The organism is Phyllobacterium trifolii (genome assembly GCF_014192095.1).
Classification (GTDB): domain Bacteria; phylum Pseudomonadota; class Alphaproteobacteria; order Rhizobiales; family Rhizobiaceae; genus Phyllobacterium; species Phyllobacterium trifolii.
The window spans coordinates 88557-105986 of record NZ_JACHXN010000020.1 but is presented as its reverse complement, the minus strand read 5'-3'; the positions used below and the strand labels follow the sequence as shown (position 1 = coordinate 105986).

12 protein-coding genes are annotated in these 17430 nt (G+C 58.5%); 4 read left to right on the top strand and 8 right to left on the bottom strand.

The window, feature by feature from the left end:
• Positions 1–510 precede the first annotated feature (510 nt).
• Positions 511–2037, bottom strand: a complete 1527-nt coding sequence (locus FHS21_RS24025) for a T6SS phospholipase effector Tle1-like catalytic domain-containing protein (RefSeq protein ID WP_183664461.1) — start codon at positions 2035–2037, stop codon at positions 511–513.
• Between the two features lie 771 nt (positions 2038–2808).
• Here FHS21_RS24025 and FHS21_RS24020 point away from each other — a divergent pair.
• From FHS21_RS24020 to FHS21_RS24010, 3 genes are read left to right on the top strand one after another with little or no spacing between them, the layout of a single operon-like run.
• Positions 2809–3660: a type IV toxin-antitoxin system AbiEi family antitoxin gene (locus FHS21_RS24020; protein WP_183664460.1), complete on the top strand. Its 852-nt coding sequence runs from the start codon at positions 2809–2811 to the stop codon at positions 3658–3660.
• The gene (locus FHS21_RS24015; protein ID WP_183664458.1) at positions 3647–4570 is read left to right on the top strand and encodes a nucleotidyl transferase AbiEii/AbiGii toxin family protein; all 924 of its coding nucleotides are present in this window, start codon (positions 3647–3649) and stop codon (positions 4568–4570) included. Before FHS21_RS24020 ends, FHS21_RS24015 begins: the two co-directional genes overlap by 14 nt.
• A 29-nt stretch (positions 4571–4599) precedes the next feature.
• The gene (locus FHS21_RS24010; protein WP_183664456.1) at positions 4600–5556 is read left to right on the top strand and encodes a gamma-glutamylcyclotransferase; all 957 of its coding nucleotides are present in this window, start codon (positions 4600–4602) and stop codon (positions 5554–5556) included.
• Here FHS21_RS24010 and FHS21_RS24005 read toward each other — a convergent pair.
• The gene (locus FHS21_RS24005) at positions 5544–8660 is read right to left on the bottom strand and encodes a DEAD/DEAH box helicase (protein WP_183664454.1); all 3117 of its coding nucleotides are present in this window, start codon (positions 8658–8660) and stop codon (positions 5544–5546) included. The two genes, FHS21_RS24010 and FHS21_RS24005, sit on opposite strands and share 13 nt — an antisense overlap.
• A gap of 800 nt (positions 8661–9460) precedes the next feature.
• On the opposite strand from FHS21_RS24005, the gene FHS21_RS24000 reads away from it, so the two are divergent.
• Positions 9461–11002 carry an ISL3 family transposase gene (locus FHS21_RS24000; RefSeq protein WP_446686530.1) on the top strand — a complete coding sequence of 514 codons (1542 nt, stop codon included), beginning with the start codon at positions 9461–9463 and terminating at the stop codon, positions 11000–11002.
• Between the two features lie 82 nt (positions 11003–11084).
• On the opposite strand, the gene FHS21_RS23995 is transcribed toward FHS21_RS24000, so the two are convergent.
• The 6 genes from FHS21_RS23995 to FHS21_RS23970 all read right to left on the bottom strand — a co-directional run bounded on the left by FHS21_RS23995 (position 11085) and on the right by FHS21_RS23970 (position 17371).
• Positions 11085–12116, bottom strand: a complete 1032-nt coding sequence (locus tag FHS21_RS23995) for an ABC transporter ATP-binding protein (protein WP_246411176.1) — start codon at positions 12114–12116, stop codon at positions 11085–11087.
• Positions 12086–13054 (bottom strand): ABC transporter ATP-binding protein, encoded by a 969-nt coding sequence (locus FHS21_RS23990; RefSeq protein WP_183664452.1) that lies wholly within the window; start codon positions 13052–13054, stop codon positions 12086–12088. The genes FHS21_RS23995 and FHS21_RS23990 overlap by 31 nt, the downstream gene beginning before the upstream one ends.
• Positions 13051–13902, bottom strand: a complete 852-nt coding sequence (locus FHS21_RS23985; protein ID WP_183664450.1) for an ABC transporter permease — start codon at positions 13900–13902, stop codon at positions 13051–13053. Before FHS21_RS23985 ends, FHS21_RS23990 begins: the two co-directional genes overlap by 4 nt.
• Positions 13899–14813: an ABC transporter permease gene (locus FHS21_RS23980; protein ID WP_183664448.1), complete on the bottom strand. Its 915-nt coding sequence runs from the start codon at positions 14811–14813 to the stop codon at positions 13899–13901. The genes FHS21_RS23985 and FHS21_RS23980 overlap by 4 nt, the downstream gene beginning before the upstream one ends.
• Positions 14814–14904: 91 nt before the next feature.
• A complete protein-coding gene (locus FHS21_RS23975) occupies positions 14905–16419 on the bottom strand; it encodes an ABC transporter substrate-binding protein (RefSeq protein WP_183664446.1) in 1515 nt (504 codons plus the stop codon).
• 148 nt (positions 16420–16567) lie between these two features.
• Positions 16568–17371 (bottom strand): DeoR/GlpR family DNA-binding transcription regulator, encoded by an 804-nt coding sequence (locus FHS21_RS23970; protein WP_210283609.1) that lies wholly within the window; start codon positions 17369–17371, stop codon positions 16568–16570.
• Positions 17372–17430 lie beyond the last annotated feature (59 nt).

The following is a 17430-nucleotide window of genomic DNA, read 5'->3' as shown; positions in this document are numbered from 1 at the left end:
ATCGTCGCTGCGACAATCACCGGTAAAGCAGTGTGAGAAGGCAATGACCTGAATGGGCAAAACGATCGAACAGATCTGGATCGGGAAAACCAGCTAATGGCTCTGAGCCTTTGTGCTCGCAGACGAGATTAGGACCCTATCCGCAGATCACCATACCGGCCCGCGGCGCCAGACAGGCCGCTTCCATGAGGCCTGACACAAGACCGCACTCGATCACTGTTCATAAAGGCTCAAAAACTTCTTGCATCCCGGGCGGCAACCACACAAGACATTATGCGATTTTCGAAGCACATACCGAGAACACCAGCAGCAGTTTTAACAACCAGCAATAGAACCTCAAGCAATCTGCGAGGGAGTTATGATCCAATTGTCAGAAAAGGCCCTGGAGGCCAGAGGCTGGCGAAGGTCCTGAGCAGTTGGCGGCTCATCGTCGTTCAGCTTTTTTAATTCCTTCGTTAATTATAGCACGACGTAAAGCCGTGCCGGAGGGCGACGGTGCCCCGCAGCAATCTATTGCACATCAGGAAAGTACTGTTTGACTTGCTCGTGCCGGCGAAGCGCCTCTGGCCGATAGGGTCCGTATCCTGCGCACTGCTGCACCTCGCCCATGGCGAAACGCTCTAGCACTGTCGGGTGCAGGATGGCTTCAGGCTTGATCATCCGTGGTTTTACCTTCCAACCTAATCCCGCCGTCCAGGATCGAAGCCATTTCGGCACCCGTGTCTCCAGCAAGTCCCTCATTCCTGCAACCTCGCAATGCTGGACGCCGTTTGATGCGGGGAACAAATGCAATGCAGATCCGGCATCAAGTGTTCGTGGCATCGGCTGTCCGTTCGTGGTGATAGGTCCAACCTCGAGACCGTTCGGAACTGCGGTTGCTTCTTCAATCATCCAGACGAGCGCGATATCAGACAATCGCGATTCTACCTCAGGATAGCTACCGCCGATGTCCGAGTGATTGCCCACGAACCATGGTTGCTTGAGACGCTGATGTCCCTCAATCGCAACGGCCGCTCCGACCGTGTTGCCCCACCCGACGCGGTCAAAATCCTGCCGCGTTTCATCGATCGCGTTCGCTGCCCGCGCGTAGCAAACAAAGCGGCTTAGCAGGCGATCAAAATGCTCAGCTTTCCACTCCGCAACATGCGAGCGCACATCGCCCTTTTCGGGAAAGTCCCGTATCGTCTTAGTGGTTTCATTGCGCTGGGTTCGGCGCAAGAAATAGAGAGCCGCAAGTGCGCCGAGGATGACGCCGGCCCAAAACATGGTCCAAAATGACAGCGTCGACAGCGCTGAAATAATAGCGCCGAGCACGATTGACGGCACTATCGCAACGGCTGCGCCCAGTACTAATGCGCCGATTGCCAGTCCCGATTGGATGGCAATTCGTCTGAAGCCTTTCGCACCCAGCGCCGCAACGGTATCGAACACGCCGATGAAATACGGAGCAGCGTTCGAGCGATGCTTCTCGCCCGTTTCGTGATCTGATCCATAGCGCGCTCGGAAGCGCCGCGCCATTTCAAGGCGTTCTTCTTCATACGTCGCGCGCGGATGGCCCGCGCCGTGCTCAAGCACGCTGTGAACAGCCTCTTCGGCAATGTCGCGGACTGTCTTCCGAAATCGCGGCAATACCTGCTCTTCGACGCGTGTAGGCACCCCACAGAGCATGAGAAGATTTGCAACGGATCGCGCGGTGTAAGCGCCTCGGCTAAAACCGAAAAGAAAGATGCGGTCGCCAGGCTGATAATGATTGATAATGAACTCATAGCAGTCGGCGATGTTCTGCGTGATACCTTTACCAGACACTGACGCCAGCAACTTTTGCGTCCAGCGGACAAGTCCCGTCATCCCTGTCGCAGAGGTCTCGGTCCCAAGACCAGGATCGTAGAAGGATACCTGTTCCGCCGGGTTGATTGCGTTCTCAGGGCTGACACGGCAGGAGCGATAGAGCTTGTACACGTTGCTCATGCGCTGTTCTGCGCGAACGCCGCCTTCTTGACCGGTGCCGTCCGAGAACACAACGATGTTCTTGCCCATAGTATAACCCCCACTAGAGACCGTCGGCCTCTGTCCGCAGTATACTCAAAGGGAAGCGGGCATTGTAAACTTATTGCGTGACGCTCCTTTGGCGGCGCTGCATTTGGGCAATCGTACGATTCAAAATAGAAAGGGAGAAATATTCTATCGAGGGGGGCGAAAGAAAGATTTCAAAATATTTTAAAACCAGTCTTGAGAATGCTTCCCTCAAGGTAGTCGTGTTCCAACCGGCCGCGGACACGCCGCAGTGGCATATGGCCGTTGGGTGAGACAGGAGCGTGCTCAGCCGAGAAGCGCGTGGATATGGAATGGATTTCCTGTACTTAGTGCCGCTGCGGGGTTGCCACAAGAAGACTTGATAAACACGGCTGGAAAGCGGGATGCCTACTATGGTCTCTAAACGTCCTCCATCGGGACGCGTAGCCTTCACGACGAAGGATGTCGCGTGACGATGATCTGCAACAGGGCTTTGTCGAGTTTGTCGGTTGACGGCATGGGATCACTCGGCTTGATGACATCCTCCAAATTGACCACACGCAGTCGCTCATGGCCTCGCTATTTCGTGGGCAATCCCGTCATCGTGAGATCAGCTAAGTATGTTTTGAGGAATGGTTCCGCGTACTGGGGTTTCTTGGTTGTCGGCCACACTGCCTCGTAGCCCAAGTCACGGTTACGTCGGTTTGAGGATGACCATATTTATAGCCTCTGGGTTTATAAAATTGGTAAAGGCTGAACTTGACGTTGGTTTAGAAAACGCCAATAATATAAACTATGAGTGAAGAATTTTCAGGAAAGCTAAACCATCTTCAACGCGAACTTCCCCAAGGGCTGGTCGTAGATTCGGCATGGTTGAAGCAGCGCGGCTACTCCGCACAGCTTTGCCGGAAATACGTCACCAACGGCTGGCTGGAGCGCGTGGCTCACGGCGTCTATCGCAAGCCAGGCGGAAAACTCCTGTGGGAACATGTTGTCATATCGCTGCAGACCCTGCTGATGAAACCGTTCCTTGTCGGCGGAGACACGGCGCTGTCACTCCACGGATTTTCTCATTATCTCAGACGGGAAGAGAAAGAGGTTCACCTCTATGGCCCTGAGGAAGCGCCCACCTGGCTGAACAAGCTCCCGCTGCAAATCACATTCGTTTATCACAACAGCGGGGCGCTATTTCGCAACGAGCCTATACACTCCGGGCTTACCAGTCTGAGCTGGAACCTCAAAGACGGCAGCCATGTCAGCGACGACAATATCCACGGCAGCTCTTTCCGGGTCATGCCCTGGGGCCAGTGGGAATGGCCGCTGACACTTTCAACGCCTGAGCGCGCCGTCCTTGAAATGCTGGACGGGCTGCCCAGGCATGAGAGTTTCGACCAGGCCGACAAAATCATAGAAGGGCTCACCACCCTCAGCCCGCGACGACTGCAGAAGCTGCTAGTGGACTGCAAGAGTATCAAGGTCAAACGCCTGTTCTTCTTCTTCGCCGACCGCCACAATCACCCGTGGCGCAAGCACCTCAACAAAGACGCCGTCAATTTAGGTACCGGGAAGCGGATGCTCGTGCCGGGCGGTCGCCTTGATCCCACCTACCTGATCACCGTGCCGGAGGAATTATATGCCGGTCAGTGAACAGTACCGCCAACAGGTCGCCTTGCTAATCCAGACACTCCCGGCTGTTGCCGAGGAGAAGGACTTCGCCCTCAAGGGCGGTACCGCCATCAATCTGTTCGTCCGCGATATGCCGCGACTGTCAGTCGATATCGACCTGACCTTCCTGCCGGTCATGCCTCGCGATGAATCACTGGCTGCCATCAAGGCTGCGCTCCTGCGGATTAAGAAACGCATCGAAGACTCAGTCGCAGGCGTGCGCGTCTTTGAAAGCCGCCAGAACGACGGCAACCTTACGCGCCTTGTCGTTCAGGACAGGAACCGGACACAGATCAAGATCGAAGTCACGCCCGTTCTGCGTGGCTGTGTTTTTGCCCCGGAAATAAGGTCGGTGTCGGCAGCCGTAGAAGATGACTTTGGCTTCGCGGAGATCCAGGTCGTTTCGTTCGCGGATTTATATGCGGGTAAGATCATGGCGGCCCTTGATCGGCAGCACCCGCGCGATCTTTTCGATATCAGAGATTTGCTGGCCAACGAGGGGATCACCGACGAGTTGCGTCAGGGGTTTGTCGTCTATCTCATCAGCCATGGCCGCCCGCTCGCTGAAGTCATCGCCTCGAATCAGAAAGACATCGCGGCCGAATATGAGAGAAACTTTGCCGGGATGACCGCCGAGGATGTACCGCTCGCCGAACTTCACGCCGCACGGGCGCAGCTCGTTGAAATCCTGATCGGCGGTATGCCCCAGGCGCATCGTGAATTTTTAGTTGGTTTCAAGAAGGGTGAGCCTGACTGGAAAAAGCTCGGATTGGCCGGCGCGGCGGAGCTGCCAGCGGTGAAATTCAAGCAGCTCAATCTCGACAAGCTGCCAAAGGATGTCCGCGCGAAGCTCGTTGCAAATCTTGCCGAGAAGCTAGGTGTGGCATTATGAAACCAACAATAGACGACACAGAGACACCAATGGCCGACGTGTCAGATGTGGAAAAGCCGGAAGGCGATTGCACGTTGCCACCCGATCACCCGCTGCCGCCGGATAAACTTGGCCGGTACAGCCCGGAGCGCGACTTCTATGCGGAGAAGGACATCGCGGACTATGTCGAAGGGCAGGCGCGCGACGAGACGGTGCAGAATGTCGAGCGCGTTAAAACCGAGTACGTAATGGGTGAACCTTACGAAATTTGGGATGTGAGCACCGACAAGGACCGCTGGTGGGTTATCACAAACATGACCAACCTCTATTCTCAGCGCCACTTCCCCAGTCTTGACTACACCCTGTCCTTTCACGTCGGCCTGATGATGCGCGTCGCGAGTCGGGATGATCGCGCCGGTGATGGCGAGCCGACACCGTTTGAGGAAGTTTTCCGTCGGCAGAACCAGGCCGCCGATCTGTTGGAGAGGGCTGTGGAAGCAGTCGATTTTCAGGCTGTTGGAATGCAGTTGCGCGAGTGTCTGATTTCATTGGTGGCGGCCGCGCGCCGCCGGGTGGAAGTGGATGGTCAGGCAGAGCGGCCGAAGGACGCGGACGTTGTCGGATGGAACAAGCTGATAGTCGGCAGCCTGTGTCCCGGAGAGAAGAATGACGAGCTGCGCAACTACCTGAAGGCGATCACCGAGAAAGCCTGGCCTTTGGTGAATTGGCTGACACATCACCGCAACGCCTCGAAGACTTCGGCTTTGATCGCCATAGATGCAGTCGATGCGATTATCAAACATTACATCCGTCTGCTAAGCCGGGAACGGGCCGATCATGTGGAGCAGTGTCCCCGCTGCAAATCTCGCAACGTTCGCACCTTCTTTGACATCGCCATTGAACCAGACGGCGAATATTTTCAGGCGTGTGGAGAATGTGGCTGGGACGGCCACCCCGGCATCACCGAAGACGATGAATCCGAGGCCGGTGGCGATCATGCGGCGTAGGGCGCAAGTACGGGCGGTGCGGCCGCCGTTTCTGCAGACATCCGCGCGGCTATGAACCTCTCGGCCGCCGAGCGCACGATGGCAAGGCGACCGGCATCTTCATCGAGGCAAGCAAGCAGCGCATCGTCAACCGCGGCAACAATGTCGTCACACAAGCTGAGGCCTGAGGCGGTCAGCCGCAGATAATCGCCCCTCGTCAGTTCATTCCCCGCAAAGCGTGCCAAATCAACGGCCGCGCCCGTGATGCCCAGTGAAAGTCGAAGATTCAGCCGTTCCACCCTGTCCCCCAGCTGGAGGTCGGGGTGCAAGAGTTCAGCCACCCTTGCGGCAGTGCCCAGCACATCGCACGTCCTTGCCGCGATACTGCGCACCGGCCCGGCGGCTCCGTCAAAGCCTCCGCCATGACGCGCCAGCAGCCGCTCGATCTCGCTTATTTCAGCACCCGATACGAAGGCAAGGGGCGCGACAGCACGCTTGAGGCGGGCGGCCTCCTCGTGCTGCTCATTGATGTCGCGTGCCATGCAGCGAAGGACGTGGTGCGGAACAGACTGTATAGATAGTTCGGCGGTCCAGGATTGTCCCTCTTTGGGGGTCTTCTTGTTCATCGGAACGTAGATCTGGCAGAGCTCGTGCGTGACCTGAACGGCAGCGATCAGGGCGGGGTCGGTGATCTGGTCAGCGCGCAGAGGACGAAGGCACTCCACGAGCCTGATGATCGACACGACTTCCGTTCCACTCTCCCCGGCAAGACGGCCCAGCGGCGTCAGCTCATATCGGCCGTCCTCATGGGCCTCGATCAGGCCGTTGCGCGCTAAGAGACCGACCGCGCGCAGCAGATCATTATGGCTCCAATTCCACTTGCCGTTTCGCAGTACCTGTTGAAACGCGCCTAAGCTCGACTCCAGAAATGTCGCTATCTCCTCGGCTGTCATTCCCGAACGCGTAGTGCCCACCGCACGTCCGCCCGCGACAAGCGTGCGCACGATCAGAGTGCAGGGGTCGGTCGCGCTATCCAGAAAACGCGATTCAAGATTTTCAGGCGACGCCGCTACATAGCGCTGCCAGTAGTCTTGCGCGTCCCTCGTATTCTTGGCTACCAGATACGAGGCACCGCGCTCGGTAAATCCGAGGCGGCCGGCACGGCCTACGAGGTTTTTGTATTCGGCGACAGAATAGCGCGAGCCACCGGGATGCGACAGGCCAGCAATTACGACTGAAGAGGCGGGAGTATTCACACCCATTGCTAGCGTTGTAGTCGCTACAATCACCCGAAGCCCGGAACTGGGACGTCGAAATTCTTCTTCGATGATACGCCGTTCCTCGCGGTCGAGGTGAGAATTGTGAAAAGCAACGCCACCGGCAAGCACTTCACGCAAGCTGCCCGCCGCTTGGGAGATATCACCTGCCGGCAACCGATTCAGTGCGTCGGTAGCGGCCTCAAGGCCCAAGTCGCGGGCCAAGTACCCCGCGCACCCGCGTGTCTCGCCAACTTTTTCGCGAAACACGATGACCTGCTGCCCTCCTTCAACCAATTTTTTAACGAGTGGAATGATGAGGTCCTGGCTGGAATTTTTTCCTGAAAAATGTGGCCTGATGAATGGCGTCGCGTCACGTACCGTCTGACCCGTATCAGCGTCAATAAACTCCCGGCGCCCATCTGCTAACAACAGACCTTCATCAAGAGGTACCGGCCGTTCGTCGCGCCGCAACAAGCGCGCGCCGAGCCAGCGTTCCAGGCCATTAGTTTCACCTATGACTCCTGATAGCGCGATAAGCTGCGGCTCGGTGCCTTCGCGCCTGCGCATACGAACCAGAGTAAGGAGAAATTCCAGATTCGCGCCGCGCGAACGGTCGGCGATCATCTGCGCTTCATCAACGACAATGACCCCAACCTGTTCGAGAACATGAGGATGCGTCAGCGCGATTGAAGAAAACTTCTCGTAAGTCAGCAGCGCCACGTCATACCGGCCACGCAACAGCGGCGAAATATCATCCGTCTCACCAGTCGCCTCAATGGTGCGAAGGCCGTACGCGCCATAAACGCTGTCAAAGTGTCGCCGCTTGTCAGCGACCAGAGCCTTCAATGGCAACAGAAACAACGCGCGCTGCCGCCGAGTCACGGCGTTCAGCGCCGCAAGCTCGCCGATCATAGTCTTGCCCGAAGAGGTCGGAGCAACCACGACGAGGTGGTCCCCCGAAAGAACACCAAAGTCATTGATCGCATCGAGTTGCAGCTGATTGAGCGCTGGAATAGCACCCGCCCACGCGGCCAAAACCGGGTCCGGGAATCCAAAGGCTGATAAGCTGCCAACGTCTGCAGTGGCACGCGCCGCAACGCGCTCCGGGAATGCTGCGGAGTAGCGCGGCCCGGCGACAAAAATCGGCCAAGTCAGCTCGCCATCGATGGTTCCACGCAACGTCGGGTTTTGCGCATGGCCGAACTGACGGGCCGCGTCAATGACGCGCCGCGTGACGAATTCAAGCAGTCGGAAAACGGGAAGGCGGCCGGCATCGACGACCTCTTCCGCGCCAAGCATAGCTTCCAGCAGGAAGTGCGTAAAATACCCGTGGCCGTTACGGGGATTCTCCCAAGCGGGTTCATTCGCTGCGGACGCTGTCAGAATAAGGCGGCCGTCACCCGACATCCTTGCGAGTCGCGCCTCGACGGAATCGATGCTGCGCGCGACCGCTTCGACCTGCAGTACCTTCGCCCCCATCCCGCCGGAAAAGCAACAATCGAGCACGATTATAAGACGACCCGCCGGGATGCGGCTAAACCAGTCCGTCAGTTCATCAAGCGGGATGGCCGTTGCCGCAAGGTTATATGGATCGGCATCATGCGTAACGAGTTCATGGCTTTCTGAGCCGTGTCCTGAAAAACTTATCACTACTGTGTCGTCGGCTGTGCAGGTCTCAAGGGCTTCAAAGGCAGCGTGAATGCCCGAGCGAGTTGCGTCGTCGTCCACAAGCAGCGTGGTAGTACCGCCGAGCGTATCCGCGAACAAAGCCTGCAGCGCGACCGCATCACGCCGGGCGCAGCTGAGCCAGCTGATTTGGTCCGATTGGTAGCGGTCTACTCCGATGAATACGCCGTGGAATGCCATAACACGTACTACTCTATTAGTGGTTGCGTAAGAGTATCACGACACAATATGTTGTGCAATCGATCCGGTCGGGGAGCCGAAGCGGAGTTTGCCGCAAGCCGATCACCCAGCTTTTGCACCAGCGTCAGGCACTCACGCTGTGGCTTCTGACTAGGCATTTCAATCCGCAAAACGTCCTATGGTTGTTGGATTTTTCGGGTATTCTGAGGCTAATTTCGGGCTAAGGATTTCAATTTTCTGGTTAGGCATTTCAATTCGACAAGCCATTGGGGTCGTTAGAAAATAGTTCAGGCATAGGCAGCGAACCGGTACCACATCGGAAAGAGCTGCGGAAAAATCGAGATTGACCATTGTTACGGGGTCATTGCGAGCAATGCATTGTTCTAAATAGGTTTACGCACCGCCTGCACGCTGAGAATTGAAATCCTAAGTCAGGAATCGACACCGGATTTCTGGTTTAGCGTTTCAAATTGAAATCGTTAGTCAGAAGCCACACACATTTGCAGCTTCCCCGTTGCATTGATTGTTATCCGCCGGCCGGAAGAAGGTCTACGTGAAGTCTGCTATGGCACGGCGAGTACGATTGGATGCCGCACCAAGTTTCCTCAAGTTTTAAGTTCATTTAATCGTCCTAAGTAGGGACGAATTAATCAACAAAATCAGTCACTTTTCAGTAACCACGTCAGTTAAGGAGCGGTCAATCTCTGCCGACTTATGTTCATGACGGTTCAACGAAACCGGGTTCTTCCTCAAATTGTGTGGTTAATAGACTGTTAGCGGACGCATTGCTATCTGCGTTTATGCGAACGAAATCGAAATGGACGCCCGGCCCAGGGGTCAGAGTTCTGGGAATCACTCTTCAAGATGAAGGAAATTGGGTTGTTTCCGCCGCTGCGAAACCAATCGGAGTCTGCCCGGATTGTGGAACGCGAAGCCGTTACCGGCACGGCTGGCACAACCGCAGCCTCCAGGACTTGCCAGTTCAGGGCCAAGTCGTGAAAATTAAGCTCACACTGAATCGATGGCAGTGTAGACACCGGACATGCCGGCGGCGAACCTTCGTAGACCGGTTGCCCATTGCTTTACCCTACACGCGCCGAACAGCAAGGATGGATGAGATTGTCGGCTTGATTGGCCACAGCATGGGCGGTCGCCCGGGCGAGTGCTTGATGCATCGGCTCGGCATGCCGGTCAGCGACGACACGATCTTGCGACAATTGAAGCGCGACGCTCTGGCCTGCAGACAAGCCGACAATATCCGAGTTGTGGGCATTGATGATTGGAGCTGGCGGCACGCTACGCGCTACGGCACTATCATGGTCGATCTCGAGCGACGATCGGTTGTCGATGTTCTGGACGACCGCAGCGTTGAGAGCGCAAAAGCATGGTTGCAAGAACGCCCTGCTATCGAGGTCATCAGCCGAGATCGCTGCGGCCTGTATGCTCAGGCCGCCAGAGAGGGTGCTCCGCAGGCGCGCCAGGTGGCTGACCGTTTTCATCTGGTCCAAAATCTTAGGGCAGCGATCAAGGAACAAATGAGCTTTTACGGCCACGCTCATGTTAGGCCGATTTTGTCAGAAGATGCTATTGTTAGCTCCACTGCACAGCGCCGCCGCGCCCGCATGGCGCACAGGCAGTCCCGTCAGGACATCTTCGAGATGCTTCACGCACTGCGCCAACAGGGTCTCTCTTACAGTGAGATTTCGAGACGGACCGGATATGAACGCCGCAGCATCGCGAATTGGCTTACTTCCAATGCACCCCGGGACAGGAGCCGGGCAGCATTGAACCCGACATCGCCACTATACTTTGAAGCTTTCCTTGTTGGATGCTGGAAGGATGGAAACCGCATCGGACGTCATCTCTTCTACGACATCAAGAACCGCGGCTACACGGGCAGTCGTTCCAATCTGGAGCGCTTGTTGAAGGTTTGGCGCGACGCCGAAAAGGGGCAGCCGGACGATATTTCCACGGAAGAGCGCGCTCTAGAACCGGTTCGTGATCCTGATACCGGCCATGTAATTTCTTCCGTTATTGCCGCAGCTTTGTGCATAAAGCCGCGCGGCCAGCTGACCAACCGGCAAGCGAGAAAAGTCGATGCCTTGAAGAAGGGCTCAGAGCCGTTCGCCAAGATGCGGAGCTTGGCCATGCGCTTCAGCGGCATCTTGCGGAGTAGAAATGCGAGTGCGCTGGATGAATGGATTGACGATGCCATCGAAACCAATCTGATCGCCATCATGCGTTTCGCCAGTGTTTTACGCAGGGATATCGATGCCATCAAGAATGCAATCGAGCTCCTTTGGAGCAGGCCGAAGGACAGATCAATCGTCTCAAGACATTGAAGCGAGCCATGTACGGCAGAGCCGGTCCAGAACTTATGAGGGCGCGAATGCTGCCATTTAATCACAGAAATTGAGGAAGAACCTACTGATGGTGGAGGAAGCAGGCAACTGCGTGTGTGCCGTCTGCGCCCCGAGCAAGCGCCGGATCGGCCATGGCGCAGACTGGCATCGCATGGGCGCAGCGACCACGGAAGCGACATCCGGTGACGGCCGTCGCCGGAGATGGCGGTTCGCCGCGAAGTACTGGATTGGGCCGGCTGCGCTCGCGCACGGGATCCGGTGACGGCACGGCGGCCAGCAATGCCTGCGTATAGGGATGCAGCGGATTGTCGAAGACGCTCTCCGGGGAACCTTCCTCGACGATCCTGCCGAGATACATCACCGCTACCCTATCGGCGATATGGCGGACCACGGCGAGATCGTGGCTGATGAAGAGATAGGTGAGTGCGAATCGCTCCTTGAGATCCTCGAATAGATCGAGGATCTGCGCCTGAACGGAGATATCCAGCGCCGAGATCGGCTCGTCGGCGACGACGAACTTCGGCCGGGCGATGACGGCGCGCGCGATGGCGATCCGCTGGCGCTGGCCGCCCGAAAACGCGTGCGGGTGGCGACCGGCCACGGCCGGATCGAGGCCCACGATCTGAAGAATCTCGGCCACGCGAGCGCGCGCCTCCGCCTTGCTGGCAAGGCCATGGACGAGGAGAGGTTCGGCCAACGTCTCCCCGATCTGCATGCGCGGATTGAGCGAGGAGAATGGATCCTGGAACACCATCTGCATGTTGCGCCGTATAGGTCGCAATATCGCTTCGGACAGCCCCGTCAGGTCAGATCCGGCAAACCGCACGGCGCCCTCGCTCACGCGCTCGAGACGCAGGAGTGCACGCCCGAGCGTCGATTTCCCGCATCCGGACTCGCCGACAAGCGCCACCGCCTCGCCGGGCCGTATGGTCAGGTCGACACCATCGACGGCCCGGATGGTGGTGGTCGTCAGCCGACCAAGGCAGTTGCGCCGACGCGAACTGTATTGGACTTTTAGGGCGACAGCCTCGGAGACCGGCAGTCGAGTATCGACGGGATCGATCATGCTTGCTCTCCCGAAAGCCGCCAGCAAGCGGCGCGGACGCCATCGCCGAGCGGGATAAGCGGCGGTGCGACAGTACATTTGTCGAAGCGCAGCGGGCAGCGGGGCGCGAAAGCGCAGCCGCCAATCGGCTGGTCCATCGATGGCGGCGTCCCGGCAATGGCACGCGCACGCACGCCACGAGGCTGGTCTAGCCGCGCGATGCTGCCAAGAAGGCCGGCGGTATAGGGATGGCGCGGCGTGGCGTAAAGCCGATCGACCGGCGCTTCCTCGACCACGGCACCGGCATACATCACCATCACCCGGTCGGCGACACGCGCCATCAGCGCCAGGTCGTGGGTGATCCAGACCAGGCCCATGCCGCTTGCCTGTTGTATATCGCGGATCAACCGGACTATTTCGGCCTGTACGGTGACGTCGAGCGCTGTGGTCGGCTCGTCGGCGATCAGCAGTTCCGGCCGGCCGGCGAGCGCGATCGCAATCATCACCCGCTGCCGCATGCCGCCGGAAAACTGGTGCGGAAACTGGGCCGCGCGCCGGAGAGGATCAGGCACGCCGGTGCGCTCCAGGAGTTTCACAGCCTCGGCTCGGGATGCATGCTTGTCGAGGCCGTGGTGGCGGACCAGCACCTCGCCGATCTGGCGGCCGACCGTCATCAGCGGATTGAGTGCTGCAAGCGGATCCTGGAAGATTAGGCCCACGCGGCGCCCGCGCAGGTCACGCATTGCGCGGTCGGACTTGGATAGAAGGTCCTCGCCGTCGAACTCCAGCCGGCTGGCAGTGACCGTGCCCTGCCGCTTGGGATGAAGACCGAGCACCGCCAGCATGGTCGTGCTCTTGCCCGACCCGGACTCGCCGACCACGCCAAGTGTTTCGCCGGGTGCGACACTGAACGAGACGGCGCGCACCGCATGCAAGGCCCCGAAATGCACATCGAGATCCTTCACCTCGAGAAGGGGGCTGGTCATCGGGCACTCCTCGGATCGAGGCGATCGCGCAACCAGTCGCCGAACAGGTTGACGCCAAGCACGGTGAGCGCGATGGCGAGCCCAGGGAATGTGGCGATCCACCATGCCTTCTGCAGGTATTCGCGACCATCGTTGAGCATCGCACCCCAAGACGGGATCGACGGATCGATCCCGACGCCCAGGAAGCTCAGCGCGGCCTGGGTGAGGATCGCCTGCGCGGTCGAGAAACTGGCGACAACGATAATCGGGGCGGTCGAGTTGGCGAAGATGTAGCGCCAGAGCGTGCGCGGCGTGCCGACCCCGACCGCGCGGGCTGCAAGCACGTAATCCTGTACCTTCACGGTCAGAACCTGAGCGCGCACCACGCGGGCGTAATTGACCCAGGTGGCGAGCGCGAGCACAATGACGACAGCGTAGAAGCCGCCGCCAAGCGTGCCGAGCAGGAAGATCGCCAGAAGCGTGAACGGAAAGGCGAGCTGGACATCGACAAACCACGAGATCGCTGCATCTACCCTTCCTCCGAAATAGCCTGCGAGAATGCCCATCAGGCTGCCGATCACCGCGCCGAGCAGCGCCGCGGCTGTACCTACGGCAAGCGAGATGCGGCTGCCGTAGATAAGGCGGGCGAGGATATCACGACCAAGGTTGTCGGTGCCGAAGAAGTGTTTGGCGGACCCACCCTCGACAAAGGCGGGTGGTACAAGTCGGGCATGGAGGTCGATCTGGCTCGCCGGCACCGGCGCAATGAGCGGCGCGAACACCGCGATAGCCACTGCCGCGACGATGATTGCGACACCGGCGATACCGACGGCGTGACCGATGAGAAAGCGGTTCGAAAAGCCGGTCATGCACTTCTCACCCGGGGATCGATCCGCTGGTAGAGCCAGTCGACGAAGAGATTGATGACAACAAAGCAGAATGCGGAAACAAGCACCGTGCCTTGTAGCAGCGGGAAATCGCGGGACGAGACCGCGCCGATCGCCAGCCGTCCGATGCCGGGCCAGGCGAAGATCGCTTCAATGACCACAGCCGATGAGATCAGGTCTCCCAGTTCGAGACCCGCCATGGTGACGACAGGCAGCAACGCGTTGCGCAGTGCATGAACCCAGACCACCCGCCCCTCGAACAGGCCCTTGGCACGGGCGGTGCGGATGAAGTCGGCATTCAGGACCTCGATCATGCCCGACCGGACAAGGCGACAGAGGCGGGCGGTCGATTGCATCGAAAGTGTGATTGCCGGCAGGATCAGCGAGCTTGCTTCCTCCGAGCCGGAAACCGGCACCACCTGCCAGATGACGGCGAACACGAGGATCAACATCAGCCCGAGCCAGAAGGCCGGCACAGCGAGGCCGACCATAGTGAAGGCTGTGATCGCTGCATCCACCCAGGTGTTGCGGTAAAGCGCCGCGAGCACACCAAGCGTTACCGACAGCACCAGCGCAATGGCGAAGGCGGAGAGTGCCAGTAAGAACGTGTTGGAAAGGCGGTCGGCGACGAGGCCGACGACACTCTGGTTATAGAGAAAGGACTGACCGAGGTCGCCGTGGATCGCGCGCCACAGGAAAAGGCCATACTGCACGAGCACCGGCTGGTCGAGACCGAGATGGCTGGTTAGCGCCGCGCGCGCCTCCTCCGTCGCATTGGCCTTGACGAGCAGCGCGATCGGATCGCCGGTCGATTGCGCGACCATGAAGGTGGCAAAGCTGACCCCGAGGAGCACCAGGATCGCCCTGAACAGCCGCTTCGTAAGATAACTCAATGTTCTTGTCTCCATCACGGCCGCGACCGGATCGCTCCGTCAAGACGGTGGGACCGCCGCGAACGGGCCCCAGCTAATCGGCGAGATGCTGTTAGGCCTTCAGCTTCGCGCGGTAGATCTCGACATAGTCGTCGGGACGCACCGGAAAGTCGAGCCGGTTGCTGACGCCGTAGAGCGCCGGGAGATACCAGAGATAAATCCAAGGGCAATCATCCCAGATCATCGTTTCGGCGGCAGTGAGGAGCTTCTGCCGTTCGCCGTCATCAAGCGTTACGGAGGCCTTCTTCACAAGCGCGTCATAGTCGGGATTGTTGTAGCCGTTGGAATTATCGACGGCATCCGAGGTCAGGATGACCAGTTCCACCGACGGATTGATGAGCGACGCCCAGCCGTAATAATAGATGCCCGTGAACGCCTTGGCGCGGATCATCTCGACGAATTTACCCGGCTCGTAGGCCTCGATCTTCGGCTTCAGGCCAATCGCCTCGAGATAGGCGGCGATGGTTTCCGAAGCCTCCTTGGCAGCCGGATAACGGCCATAAGCGATCGGGATCTCAAAATCAGTGAAGCCTGCCTCGGCGAGCAGCGCCTTGGCCTTCTCGGGATCGTAGTCGAAAGGCTTTAGGTCCGGATTGTTGTTCGGCGGATTGACTATCGAGGCGATCGGCTTGGTCTGGCCGCCAAGCAGCGTTTCCACCATGGTCTTGACGTCGACGGCATAATTCAGCGCCTGGCGAACGCGCTTGTCCTTGAGCGGCTCGATTCCGTTGCAGGAAATGCCCATGTGCATCTTGCGCAGGCCAGCGACTGCCACGGCCTTAGACTTGTCGGAATTGGCCCCGTCGGCGGTATCCGGCGTGAGCCCTACGGCGATGTCGACGCTGCCGGCCTTGAGTTCGTTGATGCGCGAGGAGAGTTCCGGGATATCGCGGAAGATGACGTCCTTGATGGCGGGCTCGCCGTTCCAGTGTCTGGCATTGGCCTTCAGCACGACGCGGTCGCCCTGCAGCCATTCGGTGACGACGTACGGACCGGAACCAATCGGCTTCGCGCCCGCCACATCGGCCGGTGTATCTTTGAGATGGGCAGGTGCGCCGATGAAAGCCTCTTCCAACCAATAAAGCATGTTGATCGTCGGCGCACTGGTGACGAGGTCGATCGTCAACGGATCGACGATCTCGATAGCCGTCAGGCCGGTTTGCGGCCAAAGCTGGCTCTCGGTGTTGAAGGGCGAGATGTTCATGCGCTCGAAATTGTACTTCACCGCCGCGGCGTCGAATTTCTCGCCATTGGTGAAGGTCACGCCCTCGCGCAGCTTGAAGCGCCAGCGGGTGGGTTCGACCTGCTCCCAGCTCAGCGCCAGGCGCGGCTCATGTGTGCCATCGGCGTTGCGACGGACGAGACTGTCGAACACCGACCAAACGACGCTGCCGATCGGATGGTTGTTGCGAATGAGATGCGGATCGAGCGTCGATACGTCGTCTTCCGAGGCAATCACGATCGGCCCGGTCTGGGCGAATGCGCCGCTGGGAAGGCTCATAAGTATGGCAAGCGCAGCGGCGCCCTGCCCAAGCTGCCGTCTTGTGAGTATTGGCCCTGAGGTCATCTGGCTGTTCCCTTTTTTTGTTGCTGACAGGGAATGCTTGCGCTTTTTCTAAATTTTGACAATAGAATTTTTTCGAAAGTAGCAGATCGTCGGTTTGGACAGCCGATTTCTGCTCACAAAAGTGCCACGCATCGCTGCCGGTTGCCCATTACGCGGTCAGCACCTGAAGGCCCAGCGCCTCATAGGAACTGACGGTTTCCGGCGCGGCATCGCTATCCGTGACCAGCAGATCGACTGTCGACAGATCAGCCACGCGGGCGCTGCCGACATGGCCGAATTTGCTGTGATCGGCCAGGATGACGCAACGGCTGGCGGCAGCGATCATCGCCTTCTCGACCTCGCCCTCCTCCCAGCTTCCTGTCGTGAATCCCTTGTCGAGATCGATACCGGTGCAGGAAACATAGGCTGTGTCAGCGTTCAATTGCCCGATCACCAGCGTCGAAAAAGGTGCGGTCAGGGAGCGTTGCATGCCTCTCAGTGTACCGCCCGTAACCACGACGCGAATGCCGGGATGCTCGGCAAGCACGAGCGCGACGTCGAGCGCATTGGTGACCACCGCTACGTTGTTCAAGGACTTGGACAGCGCGCCGGCGAAGGCGAGCGCGGTGCTGCCGGCATCGATCATGATCGTCTCCCCGTCACGCACCAGGGTCGCGGCGAGCTTGGCAATCCGTTCCTTCTCTTCGATGAAGGCCTGGCTGGCAAGGTGCAACGGCCGCTCGAAGCGCGCCGCCCGCACGGCAAGCGCACCACCGCGGATACGCCTCAGAACCTGCTGGCGCTCAAGATGTTCGAGATCATTGCGGATGGTGACCACCGAGACCCGAAGGCTGTCTGAAAGATGCATCACCGAGACCTTTCCATCGGCCTCGAGGGCCTCCAGAATCTGCTGATGACGTTGCATTGAGTTCAAGGCCGCCACGATAAAAATCCCTTGTTTAAAACTGCTCAATTTTTGTTCTCATATTTTTTTAATTTGCGCTATCGAAATTTTTCGAAATTTTTCCTTGC